The sequence below is a fragment of the Nocardioides sp. SLBN-35 genome, from assembly GCF_006715725.1.
Taxonomy (GTDB): Bacteria; Actinomycetota; Actinomycetes; order Propionibacteriales; family Nocardioidaceae; genus Nocardioides.
In genome coordinates this window covers 2,651,620-2,668,441 of the sequence record NZ_VFNU01000001.1, presented here as the reverse complement: position 1 = coordinate 2,668,441, position 16,822 = coordinate 2,651,620, and the positions used below count along the sequence as shown (strand labels likewise).

At 70.6% G+C, this 16,822-nt stretch carries 15 protein-coding genes; 5 read left to right on the top strand and 10 right to left on the bottom strand.

Translation table 11 applies throughout. From position 1 onward, the window contains the following. Position 1: 1 nt before the first annotated feature. From FBY23_RS12890 to FBY23_RS12855, 8 genes are all read right to left on the bottom strand, one after another. Positions 2-1,228 (bottom strand): MCE family protein, encoded by a 1,227-nt coding sequence (locus tag FBY23_RS12890; RefSeq protein ID WP_141798512.1) that lies wholly within the window; start codon positions 1,226-1,228, stop codon positions 2-4. Positions 1,229-1,236: 8 nt separating this feature from the next. Then, positions 1,237-2,265 (bottom strand): MCE family protein, encoded by a 1,029-nt coding sequence (locus FBY23_RS12885; protein WP_141798511.1) that lies wholly within the window; start codon positions 2,263-2,265, stop codon positions 1,237-1,239. Continuing rightward, positions 2,262-3,236, bottom strand: coding sequence for an MCE family protein (locus FBY23_RS12880; protein ID WP_160158231.1), 975 nt, complete (start codon positions 3,234-3,236; stop codon positions 2,262-2,264). Before FBY23_RS12880 ends, FBY23_RS12885 begins: the two co-directional genes overlap by 4 nt. A gap of 5 nt (positions 3,237-3,241) precedes the next feature. After that, a complete protein-coding gene (locus FBY23_RS12875) occupies positions 3,242-4,258 on the bottom strand; it encodes an MCE family protein (RefSeq protein WP_141798509.1) in 1,017 nt (338 codons plus the stop codon). Then, positions 4,255-5,313 (bottom strand): MlaD family protein, encoded by a 1,059-nt coding sequence (locus FBY23_RS12870; RefSeq protein ID WP_141798508.1) that lies wholly within the window; start codon positions 5,311-5,313, stop codon positions 4,255-4,257. Before FBY23_RS12870 ends, FBY23_RS12875 begins: the two co-directional genes overlap by 4 nt. Positions 5,314-5,322: 9 nt before the next feature. Next, positions 5,323-6,192, bottom strand: coding sequence for an ABC transporter permease (locus FBY23_RS12865; RefSeq protein ID WP_260805940.1), 870 nt, complete (start codon positions 6,190-6,192; stop codon positions 5,323-5,325). Next, positions 6,192-7,016 (bottom strand): ABC transporter permease, encoded by an 825-nt coding sequence (locus FBY23_RS12860; RefSeq protein WP_141798507.1) that lies wholly within the window; start codon positions 7,014-7,016, stop codon positions 6,192-6,194. Before FBY23_RS12860 ends, FBY23_RS12865 begins: the two co-directional genes overlap by 1 nt. A 102-nt stretch (positions 7,017-7,118) precedes the next feature. Continuing rightward, on the bottom strand, positions 7,119-8,075 hold the full coding sequence (locus FBY23_RS12855; RefSeq protein WP_141798506.1) for a DNA-3-methyladenine glycosylase: 957 nt from the start codon (positions 8,073-8,075) through the stop codon (positions 7,119-7,121). 121 nt (positions 8,076-8,196) lie between these two features. Here FBY23_RS12855 and FBY23_RS12850 point away from each other — a divergent pair, with 121 nt between their 5' ends. The 3 genes from FBY23_RS12850 to FBY23_RS12840 are packed head-to-tail and all read left to right on the top strand — an operon-like array spanning position 8,197 to position 11,065. Next, positions 8,197-8,802 (top strand): TetR/AcrR family transcriptional regulator, encoded by a 606-nt coding sequence (locus FBY23_RS12850; RefSeq protein WP_222117811.1) that lies wholly within the window; start codon positions 8,197-8,199, stop codon positions 8,800-8,802. A gap of 14 nt (positions 8,803-8,816) precedes the next feature. Continuing rightward, positions 8,817-10,331 (top strand): ATP-dependent DNA ligase, encoded by a 1,515-nt coding sequence (locus tag FBY23_RS12845; protein ID WP_141798505.1) that lies wholly within the window; start codon positions 8,817-8,819, stop codon positions 10,329-10,331. Positions 10,332-10,378: 47 nt separating this feature from the next. Next, complete coding sequence (locus FBY23_RS12840) at positions 10,379-11,065, top strand: TetR/AcrR family transcriptional regulator (RefSeq protein ID WP_141798504.1); 687 nt, start codon at positions 10,379-10,381, stop codon at positions 11,063-11,065. A gap of 60 nt (positions 11,066-11,125) precedes the next feature. Here FBY23_RS12840 and FBY23_RS12835 read toward each other — a convergent pair whose 3' ends face one another. Continuing rightward, a complete protein-coding gene (locus FBY23_RS12835) occupies positions 11,126-12,406 on the bottom strand; it encodes an acetyl-CoA C-acetyltransferase (RefSeq protein WP_141798503.1) in 1,281 nt (426 codons plus the stop codon). Between the two features lie 96 nt (positions 12,407-12,502). Here FBY23_RS12835 and FBY23_RS12830 point away from each other — a divergent pair, with 96 nt between their 5' ends. Both FBY23_RS12830 and FBY23_RS12825 read left to right on the top strand, forming a co-directional pair. After that, a complete protein-coding gene (locus tag FBY23_RS12830; RefSeq protein ID WP_141798502.1) occupies positions 12,503-13,837 on the top strand; it encodes a 3-oxoacyl-ACP reductase in 1,335 nt (444 codons plus the stop codon). Positions 13,838-13,848: 11 nt separating this feature from the next. Next, positions 13,849-14,694 carry a MaoC/PaaZ C-terminal domain-containing protein gene (locus tag FBY23_RS12825; protein WP_260805939.1) on the top strand — a complete coding sequence of 282 codons (846 nt, stop codon included), beginning with the start codon at positions 13,849-13,851 and terminating at the stop codon, positions 14,692-14,694. Between the two features lie 5 nt (positions 14,695-14,699). Here FBY23_RS12825 and FBY23_RS12820 read toward each other — a convergent pair whose 3' ends face one another. Further along, a complete protein-coding gene (locus FBY23_RS12820) occupies positions 14,700-16,778 on the bottom strand; it encodes an elongation factor G (protein WP_141798500.1) in 2,079 nt (692 codons plus the stop codon). Positions 16,779-16,822: the final 44 nt, after the last annotated feature.

Here is a 16,822-nt window from a genome sequence, read left to right as displayed (position 1 = left end):
TTCAGGCCCCCCGTCCGAACAGGGCCTTCAGGAGGCCGTCGAGTCCGAGCGGGTCGGGGGTGGTGGTCCCCGTCCCGCCGGCGGCGCCGTCGGTGGCCGGCGTACCGCTGCCCTTGGCGCCGGCCTTGGCGCCGGTCTTGTTGCCGCCGAGCAGGGGCAGGCCCTTGAGCAGGTCACCGAGCCCGACCAGGTCGAGCAGGTCGCCCACGACCCCGTTGACCGTGCCCTCGAGCAGTCCGCCGACGTTGAGGTTGTCGATGTGGAGCTCGAGCGCGATGTTGAGGTAGTCGGTCCCGATCACCGCGTCGGCCGAGCCCGACGCCTTGATCACGGCCTGCAGCGACTTCTCGAACGTGCCGTTGTTGGCCGCGAACTCGGCCAGCACGGGCTCGAGCTCGCTGAGCATCGAGAGCAGCTGCTGACGGGTCTTGGTGACGGTGTCGTTCGCCGCTCCGCTGAACTTCTCGACCTCCGCCAGCAGCTCGGTGAAGGCGGGCGTCTTCTCCCGCAGCACCTTGGCCGCCGGGCGGATGTCCTTCAGTGCCCGGTTGATCGTCTTCTTGCGCCCGTTGAGTGTGGTCGAGAGCGCGTTCATCGAGGTGAGCACGCTGTCGATCGCCTGGGTGGTCGAGTTGGCCTGGGTGAGGAACACCGAGGCCTTGTCGAGCAGCGCCCGGTAGTCGCCCTCGTTGCCGTTGAGCGCGGTGTTGAGCTCCTCGGTGACGGTCTGCAGCTGGTCGAGGCCGCCGCCGTTGATGAGCAGCGAGGCCTGGGCCAGGGCGTCCTCGACGGACGGCGCCGTCGTGGTGTTCTCGCGCGCCAGCACCGCCTTGTCGGCCAGTACCTTGCCGTCGGCCGGGTTGGTCACGTCGACGAAGAGCTCGCCGAGCGGCGTGGTGTAGCGCAGTCGCGCCTGGGCTCCGTCGCGGACCTCGGCGTCCTTCTTCACCGTCAGCGTGGCGCGGGCGGTGAAGTCGTCGGCCTCGATCGACTTGACCTTGCCCATGTCGACGCCGTTGACCTTGACCGGTGCACCGACGGCCAGGTTGAGCGCGTCGTCGAACTGGGCCTGGATCTCGATCGTGTCGCCGGAGACCCCGGTCCCGGGGATCGGCAGGTCGCGCATGGTGGTGCCGCACGCGGACAGCAGGCCCAGCGCGAGCGCCAGCAGCGCGACCAGGGCGGTCCGTACGGCGGTCGTGCGCGCCGTCAGCCTCATCGCAGTCATCGCTCCCCTCACGATCCCGGCTGCGTGCCGTTGATGAAGCTGCACAGCGGGCCGAGCAGGCCCTTGCACAGCTGCTGCAGGACGCCACCCAGCGGGTCGAGGATCAACGGGTCGATCCGGACCGGGAGCCGGTCGCCCTGGATCAGCTGCAGGTTCTGCAGCGCCAGCGGCATCACCCGCAGGATCTCGGCGAGCTGGTCCTGCTTGGTCAGCAGGGTCTTCATCAGCTTGGTCGAGCCGTCCAGGCTGTCGACGATGGACTGACGGTTGTCGACCGCGAACTTCGCGACAGTGGTCACCGCCTCGTCGAGCGAGCGCAGCGCCTGCTGGAAGTTGCCCCGCTCGTCGGCGAGCAGCTGCGAGGCCTGCGACACCTGCTGGATGAAGGTGCGCGCGGTGTCCTCGTTCGCCGAGATGGTGGTGAGCAGCACGTCGAGCGACTTCAGGGTCGCGGCGATGTCCTCGCGGTGGGCGGCGATGCCGTCGACTCCGTTGGCCAGCGAGTGGATCGTCTGGTTCAGCAGCGGTCCGCGGCCCTGGAGGGCCGTGGTGCCGGCGTCGATGAACCGCTGGACCGCCTTGGTGGTCTCGGCGTTGCCGCCGATGCCGGTGGCGAAGTCGTTGAGGGAGGCCAGCACCTGGTCGAAGTCGACCGGGGTCTGGGTCTTGTCGAGCGCGATCGTCGCGTTGTCGGCGAGCTTCTTGTCACCCTTGTGGTAGACGGGCGTGAGCTCGACGTAGCGGTCGGTCGCGACCGACCGGGCCACCACGACGGCACCGGCGTCAGCCGGGACCGGCTGCTCGGAGTCGACCTCCATCGTCACCAGCACCTTGTCGCCCTCGGGCTCGATCGAGGTGACCTTGCCGACTGTGACGCCGAGGACGCCCACGTCGTTGCCAACGAACAGGCCGGCCGAGTCGGCGAAGTAGGCCTTGACGGTCATCTTGTCGGACCCGCCGACGACGCCGCAGCCGGTGGTGAGCAGGACCGCGAGGACCGCGACGGCCGCCCCCACCTTCTTGAGTGCCCCGGTCATCGCTGGCACGTCCCTTCCAGCTTGCAGGTGGTGTCGTCGGCAGGGATCGCCGGCGGCTTGACGTACAGCGGGAGGTAGGGGCCGCTGCCGGTGGCGTTGGCGACGTACCGGATCGCGGGCGCCATGTTCTCCAGGAGCCTGGTCAGCTGCTTGTCCTGGCCGTTGAGGGTGTCGAGGACGGCCTTGACGTCCTTGAGCGCCGGCTTGAGCTTGCCGTTGGTCGACTTCACGATCGCGGTCAGCGCCTTGGACAGGTCGGTGGTCTCGACGAGCAGCCGGTGGATCGCCTGGCGCCGGGCGGTGATCTCGCTGACGACCAGGTTGGTCTGCTGCATCAGCCCGACGATGTCCTGGCTGCTGGCCGAGAGCTGGTCGGTGACCTTGCGGGTCGACTCCAGCAGGTCGCCGACCTGGTCGGAGCGCTTCGAGACGACCTCGGAGAGCCGGGCGACGCCCTCGAGGGCCGGCCCGATCTCGTCCTGGCTCGCGCCCAGGGTGCCGGCCATGGCGGTCAGCGCCTTGGCGAGCAGCTCGGGGTCGAGCTCGTCGAGGGCGTCGGTGCCCTTCTCGATGACGTCCTGCAGGTTGTAGGGCACCGAGGTCCGCTCGAGCGGGATCCGGTTGCCCGCCAGGCCGCCGGTGCCGTGCGGGTCGACCTCGAGGTAGTGGGTGCCGAGCAGCGTCGCCACCTTGACCGTCGCGGTCGAGCGGTCGCCCAGCGAGATGTCCGAGTCGAGGGCGAAGGTCACCTGGACGTGGTCGTCCTGGATCTCGATGCCGGTGACCTTGCCGGAGATCACGCCGTGCACCTGGACGTCCTCCCCCTTGCGCAGTCCGGCGGTGTGCTCGAGCAGGGCGGTGTACTTCTTCGTGCCGAAGGTGCTGACACTGAGGAAGATGACCAGCCCGGCCACCAGCCCGATGACGACCAGGGTCACGATGCCGACGCGCAGCGGGTTGCGCTCGTTCATGGGCTTCATCGGCACGCCGCCGACCACGGGCCGTTGTTGCCGACCGGGTTGATGCCCGCACCGTTCTCCGTCAGCGCCACGGAGAGCGAGCAGACGTAGACGTTGAGCGCGTTCTCGTACGACGTGGCCCGGCCGAGCGACTCGAAGACCGTCGTGAACGCGGGGATCGCCTGCACCAGGCTCCCCCGGGACCTCTCGAACATGTCCGCGACCGTGACCAGGCGGTCGGTCGTCTTGGTCAGGGGCACCTTGACCTCCTTGAGCAGCGAGCTGGTCGCACCGACGAGCCGGCTGACACCGTCGATCGACGCCCCGATGGACTTGCGGTCCTCGGCCAGCCCGGTCATCAGCTTGCGCAGCTCGACGACGGTCTGGGAGAGCTCGTCCCCCTGGCCGGCGATGTTGTCGAGCACGGGCTTGAGGTTGGTCATCACCTCACCGATCACGGTGTCGCGGTCGGCAAGGAAGTTGCTGAGCTGACCGGTCTGGGCGAGCAGCTGCTCGACCGTGCCGCCCTCGCCCTGGAGCACCTTGACCAGCGAGGACGCGAGCTTGTTGACGTCGCCGGGCTGGAGCACCTTGAACAGCGGCCGGAACCCGTTGAGCAGGCCGGTCAGATCGAAGCCCGGGTCGGTCCGCGCGATCGGCACCGTGGCGCCGTCCTTCAGCGCGGCACCGCGCTGTGCCCCCTGGATCAGCGAGATGTAGCGCTGGCCGAGGAGGTTCTGGTAGCGCATGACCAGCTTGGTCGTGTCGAGCAGCGGCTGGTCCTTGACCAGCTCGACCTTGATCTCGGCACCGTCGGTCGTCGCCTTGATGTCCTTGACCTGGCCGACCCGGACGCCGGCCGCCTTGACGTCGTCACCGACGCGCAGGCCGCTGACGTCGGCGAACTCGGCCTTGAACTCGTGGGTCCCGCCGGGCACGCCGTTCTGCATGGTGTTGACCAGCAGCAGCAGCATCAGCCCGCTCACGATGGCGAACGCGGTGAACTTGATCGCGATCGAGCGCAGCCCGGTCATCGGCCCTCCCCCCAGAGTCGTCCGACACCCGCGGGGTCGGTGCTGCCCGTGCGGTAGACGGGCTGCTGGCCGCTCGTGTAGTAGGGCGGCGGCGAGAGGCGCAGCGTGCCGTCGGTCTTCACGAAGCCGCCGCGGACCGCCTCGGGCAGGTTGGTGCCGAGCAGGATGTTGACCGCCAGCGCGTCGGTGATGCCGGCCTTCCGGTTGTCGTAGACCGCGTCGAGCAGCACCGCCGATCCGTTGATGAAGTCCACCAGGTTCTTCTCGTTCTTGTTCAGGAAGGCACGCGAGGTCTTCGCCAGGTTGGTGCCGCCGCTGATGAGCGCCGTGATCGCTGCCTCCTGGGTGACGATCGTGTGCAGCGTGACCAGGACGTCGTCGGTCGCGTCGAGCAGCTCGGGCGCGATCTGGTTGACGAGCTGGGTCGTGGAGGCGAGCGCCTGCAGGTCCGCCCGGACCTGCGGCATCCGCGGGTTGATCCGGTCGAGGTAGTCGTTCAATGTGCGGACGGTCTGCCCGATCTGGCCGCCGCGACCGTCGAGCGCCTCGGCCGCCGAGCCGATCGCCGAGGCGAGCTCGGCCGGGCCCAGCGCCTTGACCAGGCGGTCGATGTCGTCGAGGGCCTGCTGCAGCTCCAGGGTCTCCTGGGTGCTGTCGGCCTGCACCTTCGCGCCGGCCTTGAGCTCGCCGGCGGGCTTGCCGTGCACGACCAGGTCGACGAACGTCGTACCGAACACCGTGGCGGGCAGGATCCGCGCCACCACGTTGCCGGGCACGACGTCCATGTCCTTCTTCGACATCTCCATGTCGACGGTGACGCCGCCCGAGGCGGCGCGGCTGATCTGGGTGACCTTGCCGACGATGACGCCGTTCATCTTGACGTCGGAGCCGGACCGCAGCGCGCCGCCGGCGTTGGCGACCTCGGCGGTGACGTGCGGCTTCGAGCCGAACGTGCCGTTGCTGCGCAGGGTGATGAAGGCACCGATGACGGCGAGCGCGACGATCGCGATCAGGCCGCGTCGGGCCAGCTGGTTGCGGGAGATCTCTCGAGCCATGTCGTCACCTCACCCGGAGATCCGGAAGCCCGGGTCGCCGCCCCAGAACACCAGGGTGAGGACCATGTCGAGGAGCACGATCGAGACGATGCTGGCCCGGATGCCGGTGCCCGTCGCCTCGCCGACGGCCTGCGGACCGCCGCCGACGCGCATGCCGTACCAGCAGTGGATCAGGGCCACGGTCAGGGCGAAGATCAGGATCTTGATGATCGAGAAGACGATGTCCCTGCCCTGGATGAACGTCGAGAAGTAGTGGTCGTACTGGCCTGGTGACTGCCCGAACAGGATGACGACCGAGGCCTGCGAGGCGACGTAGCTGCCGATCAGGCCGATCAGGTAGAGCGGAAGGATCGCGACCATGCAGGCGATGACCCGGGTGGTGCAGACGTAGCGCACGGCGCTGACCGCCATCACCTCGAGGGCGTCGATCTCCTCGTGGATCTTCATCGAGCCGATCTGGGCGGTGAACCGGCAGCCGACCTGGGCGCCGAGCGCCAGGGCGGCGATGAGCGGCGCCAGCTCACGGGTGTTGACGCTCGCGGAGATGAAGCCGGTGAGCGGCGCCAGGCCGACGATCTCGAGGCCGTTGAAGCCCTCGATGCCGATCGACGTACCGGCGGCGACCGAGAGCAGGATCATCACGCCGACCGTGCCGCCACCGACGAGGAGGGCGCCGCTGCCCCAGGCGATGTCCTTGATCTGGCGCAGCACCTCCTTGGGGTAGAGGGCGATCGTCGCGGGGATCTCGCGGAAGACCTTGCCGGAGAAGCTCACGAAGGAGCCGAGCATCGCGAGCGTGCTCATCACCGAGTCGGCGATGCCGACGAGTGCGTCGGAGAACCGGGCTCCGACGCCCCGACCAAGCTGGACCCCGGACATCAGGCACCTCCGGGGAAGAGCATCACGTAGGCCTGGGTCAGCCCGACGTTGATCACGGCGAGGATGATGACGCTGAGCACGACGGCCTGGTTGACGGCGTCGGCCACGGCCTTCGGTCCGCCGTGGGCGCTGAGTCCCTTGTGGGCGCACACGATGATCGCGACGAAGCCGAACAGCAGGCCCTTGAACTCGGCGAGGATCAGGTCACCCGGTTGGGCGAGCCCGACGAAGGAGTCGAGGTAGGTGCCCGACGAGATCTGGCCGCCGCCCACGACGATCACGAACGCGGTCGTCATGGCGGTCATCGCGACGATGATCGTCAGCAGGACCGAGACCAGCAGGGCCGCGAGGATGCGGGGCGCGACCAGTCGCTGGATCGGCGAGATGCCCATGACCTTGAGGGCGTCGATCTCCTCGCGCACGGTGCGGGCGCCGAGGTCGGCGCACACCGCGGACCCGACCGCGCCCGCGATCATCAGCGAGGTCACGAGCGGCGCACCCTGCCGGAGCACGCCGATGCCGTTGACCGCACCGATGAAGGACTGGGCGCCGATCTGGTTGGCCGCGGCGCCGATCTGCACGGACGTGATGACGCCGAACGGGATCGCGACCAGGATGGTCGGCAGCAGTGAGACCCGGGTCATGAACCAGCACTGCAGCAGGAACTCGGACCACGAGAACCTGCGGGCGACGATGTCGGAGAACCCCCACTGGATGGACTCCACGGCGAGCTTGACCAGCTCGCCGGTGGTGATCACCCCGGCCCTGAACCGACCGGTCATGTTGTCGAGGACGGACCGTCCCCCGGCGACCACGGTGCTCATCAGGGCAACCGCCTCTCGTGCATAAACACCCCTGCCTGTCTCACCGGTGGAACCGGTTCCAGCCAGCCCCCCGTGACTGCCTGTTGCTCGGTGTAACACTTATCACGCAATTTGGTCACGGCTCCTGAGATGTTCACGTGGCGCCATCCGCGGACCGCGCCGGGGGCGGTGCAGCCCGGCGGCCGCCACGAGGAACGGGACGCGGCCCCGGTGCCCCGCCCAGGGGCGCAGGTACCGGGCCAGCTCGGCGTCGTCGAACAGCCGTCCCTCCAACGCCCAACCCACGTCCTTGGCGACGTGGTAGTCGCCGAAGGACACCGCGTCGGGGTCGCCGAGCGCGCGCTGGCGGACCTCGGCGGCCGTCCACACCCCGATCCCGGGCAGTGCGCGCAACCGTGCCTCGGCCTCCTCCTCCGGCAGGCCGGCGGCTCGCTCCAGGGCCTCGGCATGCCGGGCGGCGGTCACCACCGCCCGGCTGCGCGCAGGGTCGATGTGCAGGCGCAGCCACTCCCAGGACGGGACCCGGCGCAGGGCCGCGGCGTCGGGCTGGACCATCAGCCCGAGCGCGGCACCCGGTCCCGGCGCCGGGGTGCCGTATCGCCGTACGAGTGCCCGGAAGCCGGCGAAGGCCTCCTGGCCGGTGACCTTCTGCTCGATGATCGCGGGCACCAGGGCCTCCAGCACCAGGCCGGTGCGTCCCAGCCGCAGGTGCGGGTGCCGGCGCCGGGCCTCCGCGAGGACCGGGTGGCGCGGCTCGAAGCCGGACCAGTCGTCGGACTCGCCGAGCAGAGCGGGCAACTGCTCGGTCGCCCAGGTGGCGCCGGGCCCCCACGCGCGCGCCGCGATCGCGCCGCTCGCGTCCTGCTCGGAGACGGCGAGCGTCGCCACGCCGTCGGGCGTACGGCAGGCGCGCCAGTGCCGGCCGGCGAGCGCCAGCCGATGGGTCGGGTCACCTCCGCCGTGCCGCTGCTGGCGCAGCAGCGCGCCCACCGGGACGGGACGACCGGGGAGCCACACGCGCTCCGCGTCCGGGGCGACCGGTTCGTCCGGGGAGGTCACGGGAGCACTGTAGGTCCATGGCTGGTCGCTGCGCTCCGGGTCGCGAGAGACTAGGCTCTCTCACGCAACGACGAATGTCTTTCGTTCGTCACCGACCTCTTCCTCAGGCTCCGGAGGGCAGTTGAGCATCGACACGACCCGCAGTCGCCGGGCCCGCCTCGACCAGGAGGCGGTGCTCCAGGCGGCGGAGGCGCTCGTCGACCGCGACGGTTACGACGCCCTCACCATGACCTCGCTCGCCGCCGAGCTCGAGGCCCGGGTCTCCTCCCTTTACAACCACGTCGCGAACCTCGAGGACCTGCGCGCGCTGATCCAGGTGCGCGCGATGCGCCTGCTCGGCGACCACGTCCGCGGTGCCGCGATGGGCCACGCCGGCGTCGGCGGGCTGCGCGCCCTCAGCCACGCGCTGCGCGCGTTCGCCCGCACCCACCCGCAGCGGTACGCCGCCCTCACCCGCCCCCCGATCGACCGTGAGGCCTTCTACGCCGCCGCGCTCGACGCGATCGAGGCACTGGCGATCATGGGTCGCTCCGCCGGGTTGCCCGACGAACGGCTCCTGCAGAACGCCATGGCGCTGTTCGCGTGCCTGCACGGCTTCGTGTCGCTGGAGGTCGCCGGCTACTTCGGCGACCTGTCCGGCACCAATGCCGAGCTCGACCTCGACGAGGTCTACGAGCACGTGATCGACGGGGCCGTCACCGCTGCCTCGCTGGACGCCACGCGCTGAGCCCCGGCCGAGCCATGCTGCTTCGCGACCTCGTCGACGTCTCCCGCCAGGTCGCCGCGACGCGCTCGCGCAAGGAGAAGACCCGGCTGATCAGCTCGCTGCTGGTTGCTGCCCCGGCCGGGGAGCGGGCGCTGGTCGCCCGCTACCTCAGCGGGCGGCTCCGGCAGCGTCGTACCGGACTCGGGTGGCGGGGACTGCAGACCCTGCCCTCCCCCGCCGAAGCGTCGTCCCTCGAGGTGAGCGAGGTCGACGCCGCCTTCGAGGCGATGTCGCTGCTCGGCGGGCCCGGCTCGGTCGGGCTGCGCTCGGCCGCGGTCGCGGACCTGTTCGGCCGGGCCACCGCGGCCGAGCAGGAGTGGCTGCGCGCGGTCGCGGTCGGCGAGGTCCGCCAGGGCGCCCTCGAGGCGGTCGTCACCGAGGCCCTCGCAGTCGCCGCCGGCGTGCCCCTGGCCGCGGTACGCAGGGCCGCGATGCTGGCCGGCGGTGCGACGTACGTCGTGGACGAGGCGTTCGCCGGCCCGGCGGCGCTGGGCTCGGTCGGGCTGACCGTCGGCCGGCCCGTGCTGCCGATGCTCGCCTCGTCGGCGCCCGACGTGGCCGCAGCCGTCGCGAAGGCGGGCTCCGGGGTCATCGGCGTCGACGCGAAGCTCGACGGCATCCGGATCCAGGTGCACCGCGACGGCGACGACGTCCTGGTCGCCACCCGCAGCCTCGACGACATCACCCACCGCCTGCCCGAGGTGGTCGCGATCACCCGCGCACTGCCCGCCTCACGGGTGGTGCTCGACGGGGAGGCGCTGTGGCTGGCCGCCGACGGCCGCCCGCGCCCGTTCCAGGAGACCGCCTCACGCACGGCCTCGGCCGCCGCCGCGGAGTCCGTCGTGTCGCCGTACTTCTTCGACGTGCTGCACCTCGACGGCACCGACCTGATCGACCGTCCCGCCCACGAGCGCTGGCAGGTCCTCGAGGACCTCGTCCCCGCCGAGCACCGAGTGCAGCGCTGGATCGGCTCCTCGGTGGACGAGGCAGCGGCCTTCACCGACTCGGTGCTCGCCTCCGGCCACGAGGGTGTCGTCGTGAAGTCCCTCGACGCGCCGTACGACGCCGGTCGCCGCGGGTCCGCCTGGGTCAAGGTGAAGCCGGTCCACACCCTCGACCTCGTCGTCCTCGCCGTCGAGCATGGCTCCGGTCGCCGCCGCGGCTGGCTGTCCAACATCCACCTCGGTGCCCGCGACCCGTCCTCCCCCACCGGTTTCGTGATGCTGGGCAAGACCTTCAAGGGCATGACCGACGAGATGCTCGCCTGGCAGACCGAGCGCTTCCGCTCGCTCGAGGTCGCCGACGACGGGTGGGTCGTCACCGTCCGCCCAGAGCAGGTCGTCGAGATCGCCTTCGACGGGCTGCAGCACTCGACGCGCTATCCGGGCGGGCTGGCGCTGAGGTTCGCGCGGGTCGTGCGGTACCGCGACGACAAGGGCGCCGACGAGGCGGACACGATCGAGACGGTGCGGGGGCTCGCGACGCCCTGACGGGGAGATGTTGCAACACCGAGTTGCACGTCTCGTACACTTCCCCCATGGCGACCAATGCACCAGCCACCGACGGCCGTCGCAAGGCGGCGGCCGCGCGTCGGAAGGCAAGGCAGGCGGAGATCATCGCGGCGACGCGCCAGATCTTCGACTCCAAGGGCGTGCGGGACGTCCAGATCGAGGAGATCGCGAGCGCGGTCGGGATCAACCGGGCGATCGTCTACCGGCACTTCACCGGCAAGGAGGAGCTGTTCGCGCTCACCCTGGTCGGCTACCTCGAGGAGCTGCACGACGCGATGGCGGCGGCCGCGGCGAGCGGGAGTGCTCCGGGCGAGCGGCTCGAGCGGATCGTGGGGGCGTTCGTCGACTACGGCGTGGCGCACCCCGCGTTCGTCGACTGTGCGCAGGCGCTCATGGTGCGTCCCGGCGAGGAGCTCCTCGACGAGATCGCCGAGGGACCGCTCTTCCGGCTCGGGCGCGGCATCACCTCCTGCCTGACCGTCCTGTCCGACACCCTCAGCCAGGGAGTCGAGGCGGGCGCGTTCGAGCTGAGCGACGACCCGGTGCTGCTCGCCAACGCGCTGTACGCCAGCGGGCTCGGGGCCCTGCAGCTGGCCCGGCTGGGCATCCTCGTCAGCGAGGTCGCGCCCGGCATCCCGACGGTCGGGCAGATCTCGGCGGCGCAGGTGCGCTCCTACCTGGTGCGCTCGGCCCTCGCCCTGGTCACCGCCTGAAGAACCACATCGGCGTCGATCGGACGAACCTGGTTCGTCCGATCGACGCCGATGTCCTGCTCAGCGCTCCATGATCGCGACGACGCCCTGGCCGCCGGCCGCGCAGACCGAGATCAGCGCCCGACCGCCGCCGTTGGCCTTCAGCAGCTTGGCCGTGTTGGCCACGATCCGGCCGCCGGTGGCCGCGAACGGGTGGCCCGCGGCGAGCGAGGAGCCCTTGACGTTGAGCTTGGCGCGGTCGATCGAGCCGAGCGGCGCGTCGAGGCCGAGGCGCTCCTTGCAGAACACCGGGCTCTCCCACGCGGCGAGGGTCGAGAGCACCTGCGAGGCGAACGCCTCGTGGATCTCGTAGAAGTCGAAGTCCTGCAGGCTCAGGCCGTTGCGCTCGAGCATCCGCGGCACGGCGTACGCCGGCGCCATCAGGAGCCCCTCGGCACCGTTGACGAAGTCGACGGCGGCGACCTCGGAGTCGACGAAGTAGGCGAGCACCTCGAGGCCGTGGGCCTCGGCCCACTCGTCCGAGCCGAGCAGGACGGCGGACGCGCCGTCGGTCAGCGGGGTCGAGTTGGCGGCGGTCATGGTCGCCGCCTCACCCTTGCCGAAGACCGGCTTGAGCTTGGCGAGCTTCTCCAGCGAGGAGTCGGCGCGCAGGTTGTTGTCGCGCTCGAGGCCGCGGAACGGGGTGATCAGGTCGTCCTGCCAGCCCTCGTCGTACGACGCCGCGAGGTGGTGGTGCGAGGCGACGGCCAGCTCGTCCTGGGCCTCGCGGGCGATCTGCCACTCCAGCGCCGTCAGCGCCTGGTGCTCGCCCATGGAGAGCTTGGTGCGCGGCTCGCCGTTGGACGGCACCGCGAGGCCGATGTCGCCGGGGCGGATGGTCGCCAGGATCGCGAGGCGGTCCTTGGTGGAGCGCGCGTTGTTGAGCTGGATCAGCTTCTTGCGCAGCTTCTCGGAGATCGCGATGGGCGCGTCGGAGGTGGTGTCGACGCCACCGCCGATGCCGGAGTCGATCTGGCCGAGCTTGATCTTGTTGGCGATGTAGTTGATCGCCTGGAGGCCGGTGCCGCAGGCCTGCTGCAGGTCGATGGCCGGGGTTTCGGGGGCGAGGCGGGTGCTGAGCACCGACTCGCGGACCAGGTTGAAGTCGCGGCTGTGCTTGAGGACGGCGCCACCGGCGACCTCACCCAGACGTTCACCCTCCAGCCCGAAGCGCGCCACGAGGCCGTCGAGGGCAGCGGTCAGCATCTCCTGGTTGGAGGCGGTGGCGTAGGCGCCGTTGGAGCGGGCGAACGGAATACGGTTACCGCCCAGTACGGCGGCCCGGCGAACAGTCTCGGTCATGGATCAATCCTCACGCAGCGGGGCCCTCCGGAGAACCGATTGAGGGCGAGATCACGAAATGTGGACTCAGAGTTACACATCTAGTTACATGGTGTCATGACTGACAAGTACCAGGGCTTCGTGAGCTCCCCGATCGGCAAGCTCCTCGTCAAGAACCTCGGACTGCCGAACCCCACCAAGCTGGACCGCTACCAGGCCGGCGACCCGCTGGTCGACGGCACCGTCCTCGTCGGCGGCCGCGGCCGCCTCGCCGAGTCCCTGCCGGGGCTCCTCGACGTGCTCGGCATCGCCTCGGTCGGCGCGCAGACCGAGGGCGAGAAGTACAAGGGCCTGGTCTTCGACGCCACCGGCATCACGAGCGTCGAGCAGCTCGTCGAGCTGCAGGCCTTCTTCACCCCGCTGATGCGCAGCCTCAAGAGCTGCGCCCGCGTCGTCGTCATCGGTACGCCGCCCGCCCTGGTCGAGGGCAGCGAGGAGATCGCGCAGCGCGCCCTCGAGGGCTTCACCCGCAGCCTCGGCAAGGAGATCGGCAAGGGCGGCACCGTCCAGCTGGTCTACGTGGCCGAAGGCTACGAGGACTCGGTCCTGTCGACCCTCGGCTTCCTGCTCAGCCCGAAGTCGGCCTACGTCTCGGGCCAGGTCGTCCGGATCGGCGCCCACGCCGAGTCCCACGGCTCGGCGCTCGCCGACTGGACCCAGCCGCTGGCCGGCAAGGTCGCCTTCGTGACCGGCGCGAGCCGCGGCATCGGTGAGGAGATCGCCCGGGTGCTGCACCGCGACGGCGCGAAGGTCGTCGGCCTCGACGTCCCGCAGGCCGCCGACGAGCTGGTCAAGGTCATGAACGAGCTCGACGGCGACTGGCTCACCCTCGACATCACCGCCGCCGACGCCCCGCAGCGGATCGCGCACCACCTCAAGGAGAAGCACGGCGGCGTCGACATCGTCGTGCACAACGCGGGCGTGACGATGGACAAGAAGCTCGCCAACCAGACGCCGGAGCGCTTCGGCAAGGTGCTGCAGATCAACCTGGAGGCGCCCGAGCGGATCACCGCCGAGCTGCTCGACCAGAAGGTCGTCAACAGCAACGGCCGGATCATCGGTGTCGCCTCCATCGCCGGCATCGCCGGCAACCTGGGCCAGACCAGCTACGCCGCGTCCAAGGCCGGCGTCATCGGCTTCGTAGACTCGCTGGCCGACAAGCTCGAGGACGGCGTCACGATCAACGCCGTCGCGCCGGGCTTCATCATCACCCAGATGACCGCCGCCGTGCCGTTCGCCACCCGCGAGGTCGGCCAGCGCCTCAACGCGATGGCGCAGGGCGGGCTGCCGGTCGACGTCGCCGAGACCATCGCCTGGTACGCGTCCCCCGCCTCGACCGCCGTCAACGGCAACGTGGTGCGGGTCTGCGGCCAGATGATGCTGGGAGCCTGATCATGGGTGGGATGGCTCTCCCCGTGATGCTGAAGGCCGCGCTGCCCGCGGTCCCCGGCGTGAACCAGCTGCCGGGCATCAAGAAGACCGGCGGCGCGCTGCCGGACCTCACCCTGTCCCGCGACGACGTGCTGGTGGAGCGCTCGGCCGTGGAGCGGTACGCCGCCGTGTGCGGCTTCCCGAACCGCGACGTCGCGCCGGTGCCGTACCTGCACATGCTGGCGTTCCCGCTGCACATGCAGCTGATGACCGACGCCAAGTTCCCGTTCCCGGCCATCGGGTCGGTGCACCTGGAGAACACCATCGTCCAGCACCGTCCGGTGGCGATCGGCGAGACCGTGTCGCTGTCCCTGAAGGCCGACAACCTGCGGGCCAGCACCAAGGGCCGCGCCTGGGACATGAACGTCACCGGCACCGTGGGCGAGGAGGTCGTGTGGGAGTCGGTGTCGACGTACCTGCGCGTCGGCAAGGGAGACAAGGAGAACGGGGACCCCGGGATGTCGCTGAGCTCGATCGCGGCCAAGGGCCCGGTGTGGAGCATCCCGGAGAACATCGGCCGGACGTACGGCGCCGTGTCGGGTGACCGCAACCCGATCCACCTCTACCCGCTGACCGCGAAGGCGCTGGGCTTCCCGCGCCACATCGCACACGGCATGTGGAGCAAGGCCCGCTGCATCGCGGCCCTGGAGAACCGGCTGCCGGACGCGGTCAAGGTCGAGGTCGCGTTCAAGAAGCCGATCTTCCTGCCGGGCAAGGCGCAGTTCGGTGCCGAGGCCAACGCGGCGGGCTACGACTTCACGCTGGTCAACCCGAAGAGTGGTGCGCCCCACCTGCTGGGTCGCACCACCGCCCTCTAGCCGCGTCAGTGGTGCAGGCGCGGCGTCACCTGCCGCGCCTGCTCCTCGGGCATCGGCTCGTAGTGCGCGAAGGAGCGGGTGAAGGTGCCCGCGCCGCGCGTCGAGGCGCGTAGGTCCACCGCGTAGCGGACCAGCTCGCGCTGCGGGACGTGGGCCCGCACCAGGGTCCGGCCGCCGTCGACGTTCTCGTTGCCGAGCAGCCGGGCCCTTCGTGCGCTCAGGTCGCTCATCACCGGCCCGACCAGGTCGTCGGGGACCAGGACGCTGACGTCGTCGTACGGCTCCAGCATCGAGACGCCGGACGCCTGCGCCGCCTCGCGCAGGGCCAGTGCGCCCGCGCTCTGGAACGCCATGTCGGACGAGTCGACACTGTGCGCCTTGCCGTCGGTGAGGGTGACGCGCAGGTCGACGACCGGGTACCCGTGGCGCAGGCCGCGCTCCATCTGGGCGCGCACGCCCTTCTCGACGCTGGGGATGTAGCTGCGCGGCACCGCGCCACCAACGACCTTGTCGACGAACTCGAAGCCGCTGCCCTCGGGGAGCGGCTCGATCTCGATGTCGCAGATGGCGTACTGGCCGTGACCGCCGGACTGCTTGACGTGCCGGCCGTGGCCCTTCGCCGGACTGGTCACGCACTCGCGCAGCGGGACCAGCAGCTCGCGCTGCTCGACAGCCACGCCGTGCCGCTCCGCCAGTCGTTCGAGCACGACGTCCGCGTGGGACTCCCCCATCACCCACAGCACGAGCTGACCGGTGTCGGCGTTGTTGTCGATGCGCAGGCTCGGGTCCTCCGCGGCCAGCCGGCCGAGCGCCTGCGACAGCTTGTCCTCGTCGGAGCGGGTGGCCGCCTCGATCGCGACGGGGAGCAACGGGTCGGGCATCGACCAGGGCTTGAGCACCAGCGGCTTGTCGACGGCGGAGAGGGTGTCGCCGGTCTCCGCGCGAGACAGCCGGGCGACCGTGGCCAGGTCGCCGGCGAGCACCCGCGCGGCGGGCACCTGCGCGGCACCGAACGGGTGCCCGAGCGCGCCGATCCGCTCGTCCTCGTCGTGGTCCTCGTGCCCGCCCTCGGCGGCGAAGAACGACGAGAAGTGCCCGGACACGTGGACCGCCGTGTCCGGCTGGAGGGTGCCGGAGAATACCCGGACCAGGCTGATCCGGCCGACGTACGGGTCGCCGGCGGTCTTGACCACCTCGGCGACCAGCGGACCGGTGGGGTCGCAGGAGACCCGGCCGACGGACGCACCCGCGGGGGTGAAGACCTCGGGCGAGGAGTGCTCCAGGGGCGAGGGGAAGCCGTCGACGCACAGGTCGAGCAGCTCGCCGAGCCCGACGGCGGTGGTGGCGCAGACCGGGACGACGGGGTGGAGGCTGGCGCGGGCGACGGCGGTCTCCAGGTCGGCGACCAGCACGTCGAGGGCGACCTCCTCGCCGCCGACGTAGCGGTCCATCAGGTCCTCGTCCTCGGACTCCTCGATGATCGCCTCGATCAGCTCGCCACGACGCGGGTCGTCGGTGCCGCCGGAAAGCAGCCCGGTGAGGCCATCGGCCCCCGCGAGGTAGACCGGCAGCACCTTGCCGCCGAACGCCTCCCTCGCCTGGGCGACGACCGCATCGACGTCGGCGCGCGGGTGGTCGAGCTTGGTGACCACGACCGCGCGCGGCATGGCGACCTGGTCGCACTCGCGCCACAGGGCGCGGGTGCCCTCGTCGACCTCCTCGTTGGCCGCGACCACGAACAGCGCGCAGTCGGCGGCGCGGAGCCCGGCCCGCAGATCACCGACGAAGTCGGCGTACCCGGGGGTGTCGATCAGGTTCACCTTCACCTTCCGGTGCACCAGCGGCGCCACCGCGAGCGAGATCGAGCGGCCGTGGCTGCGCTCCGCGTCCTCGCTGTCGCACACCGTGGTGCCGTCGGCCGTCGTACCCGCCCGGTTGATCGCGCCGGTGTGTAGGAGAAGGGCCTCCACGAGGGAGGTCTTGCCCGAGTGGGAAGGCCCGACCAGGACCACGTTGCGTACCTGGTCGGGCCCGGTTGCCGCGAGGTCGTGCTCGCCCCGCCTCTCTCCGCGCTTGTCCGCCATGGCTTCACGTAACTCCTGTGGCGGCCCGGAGACAACCCCCGGAC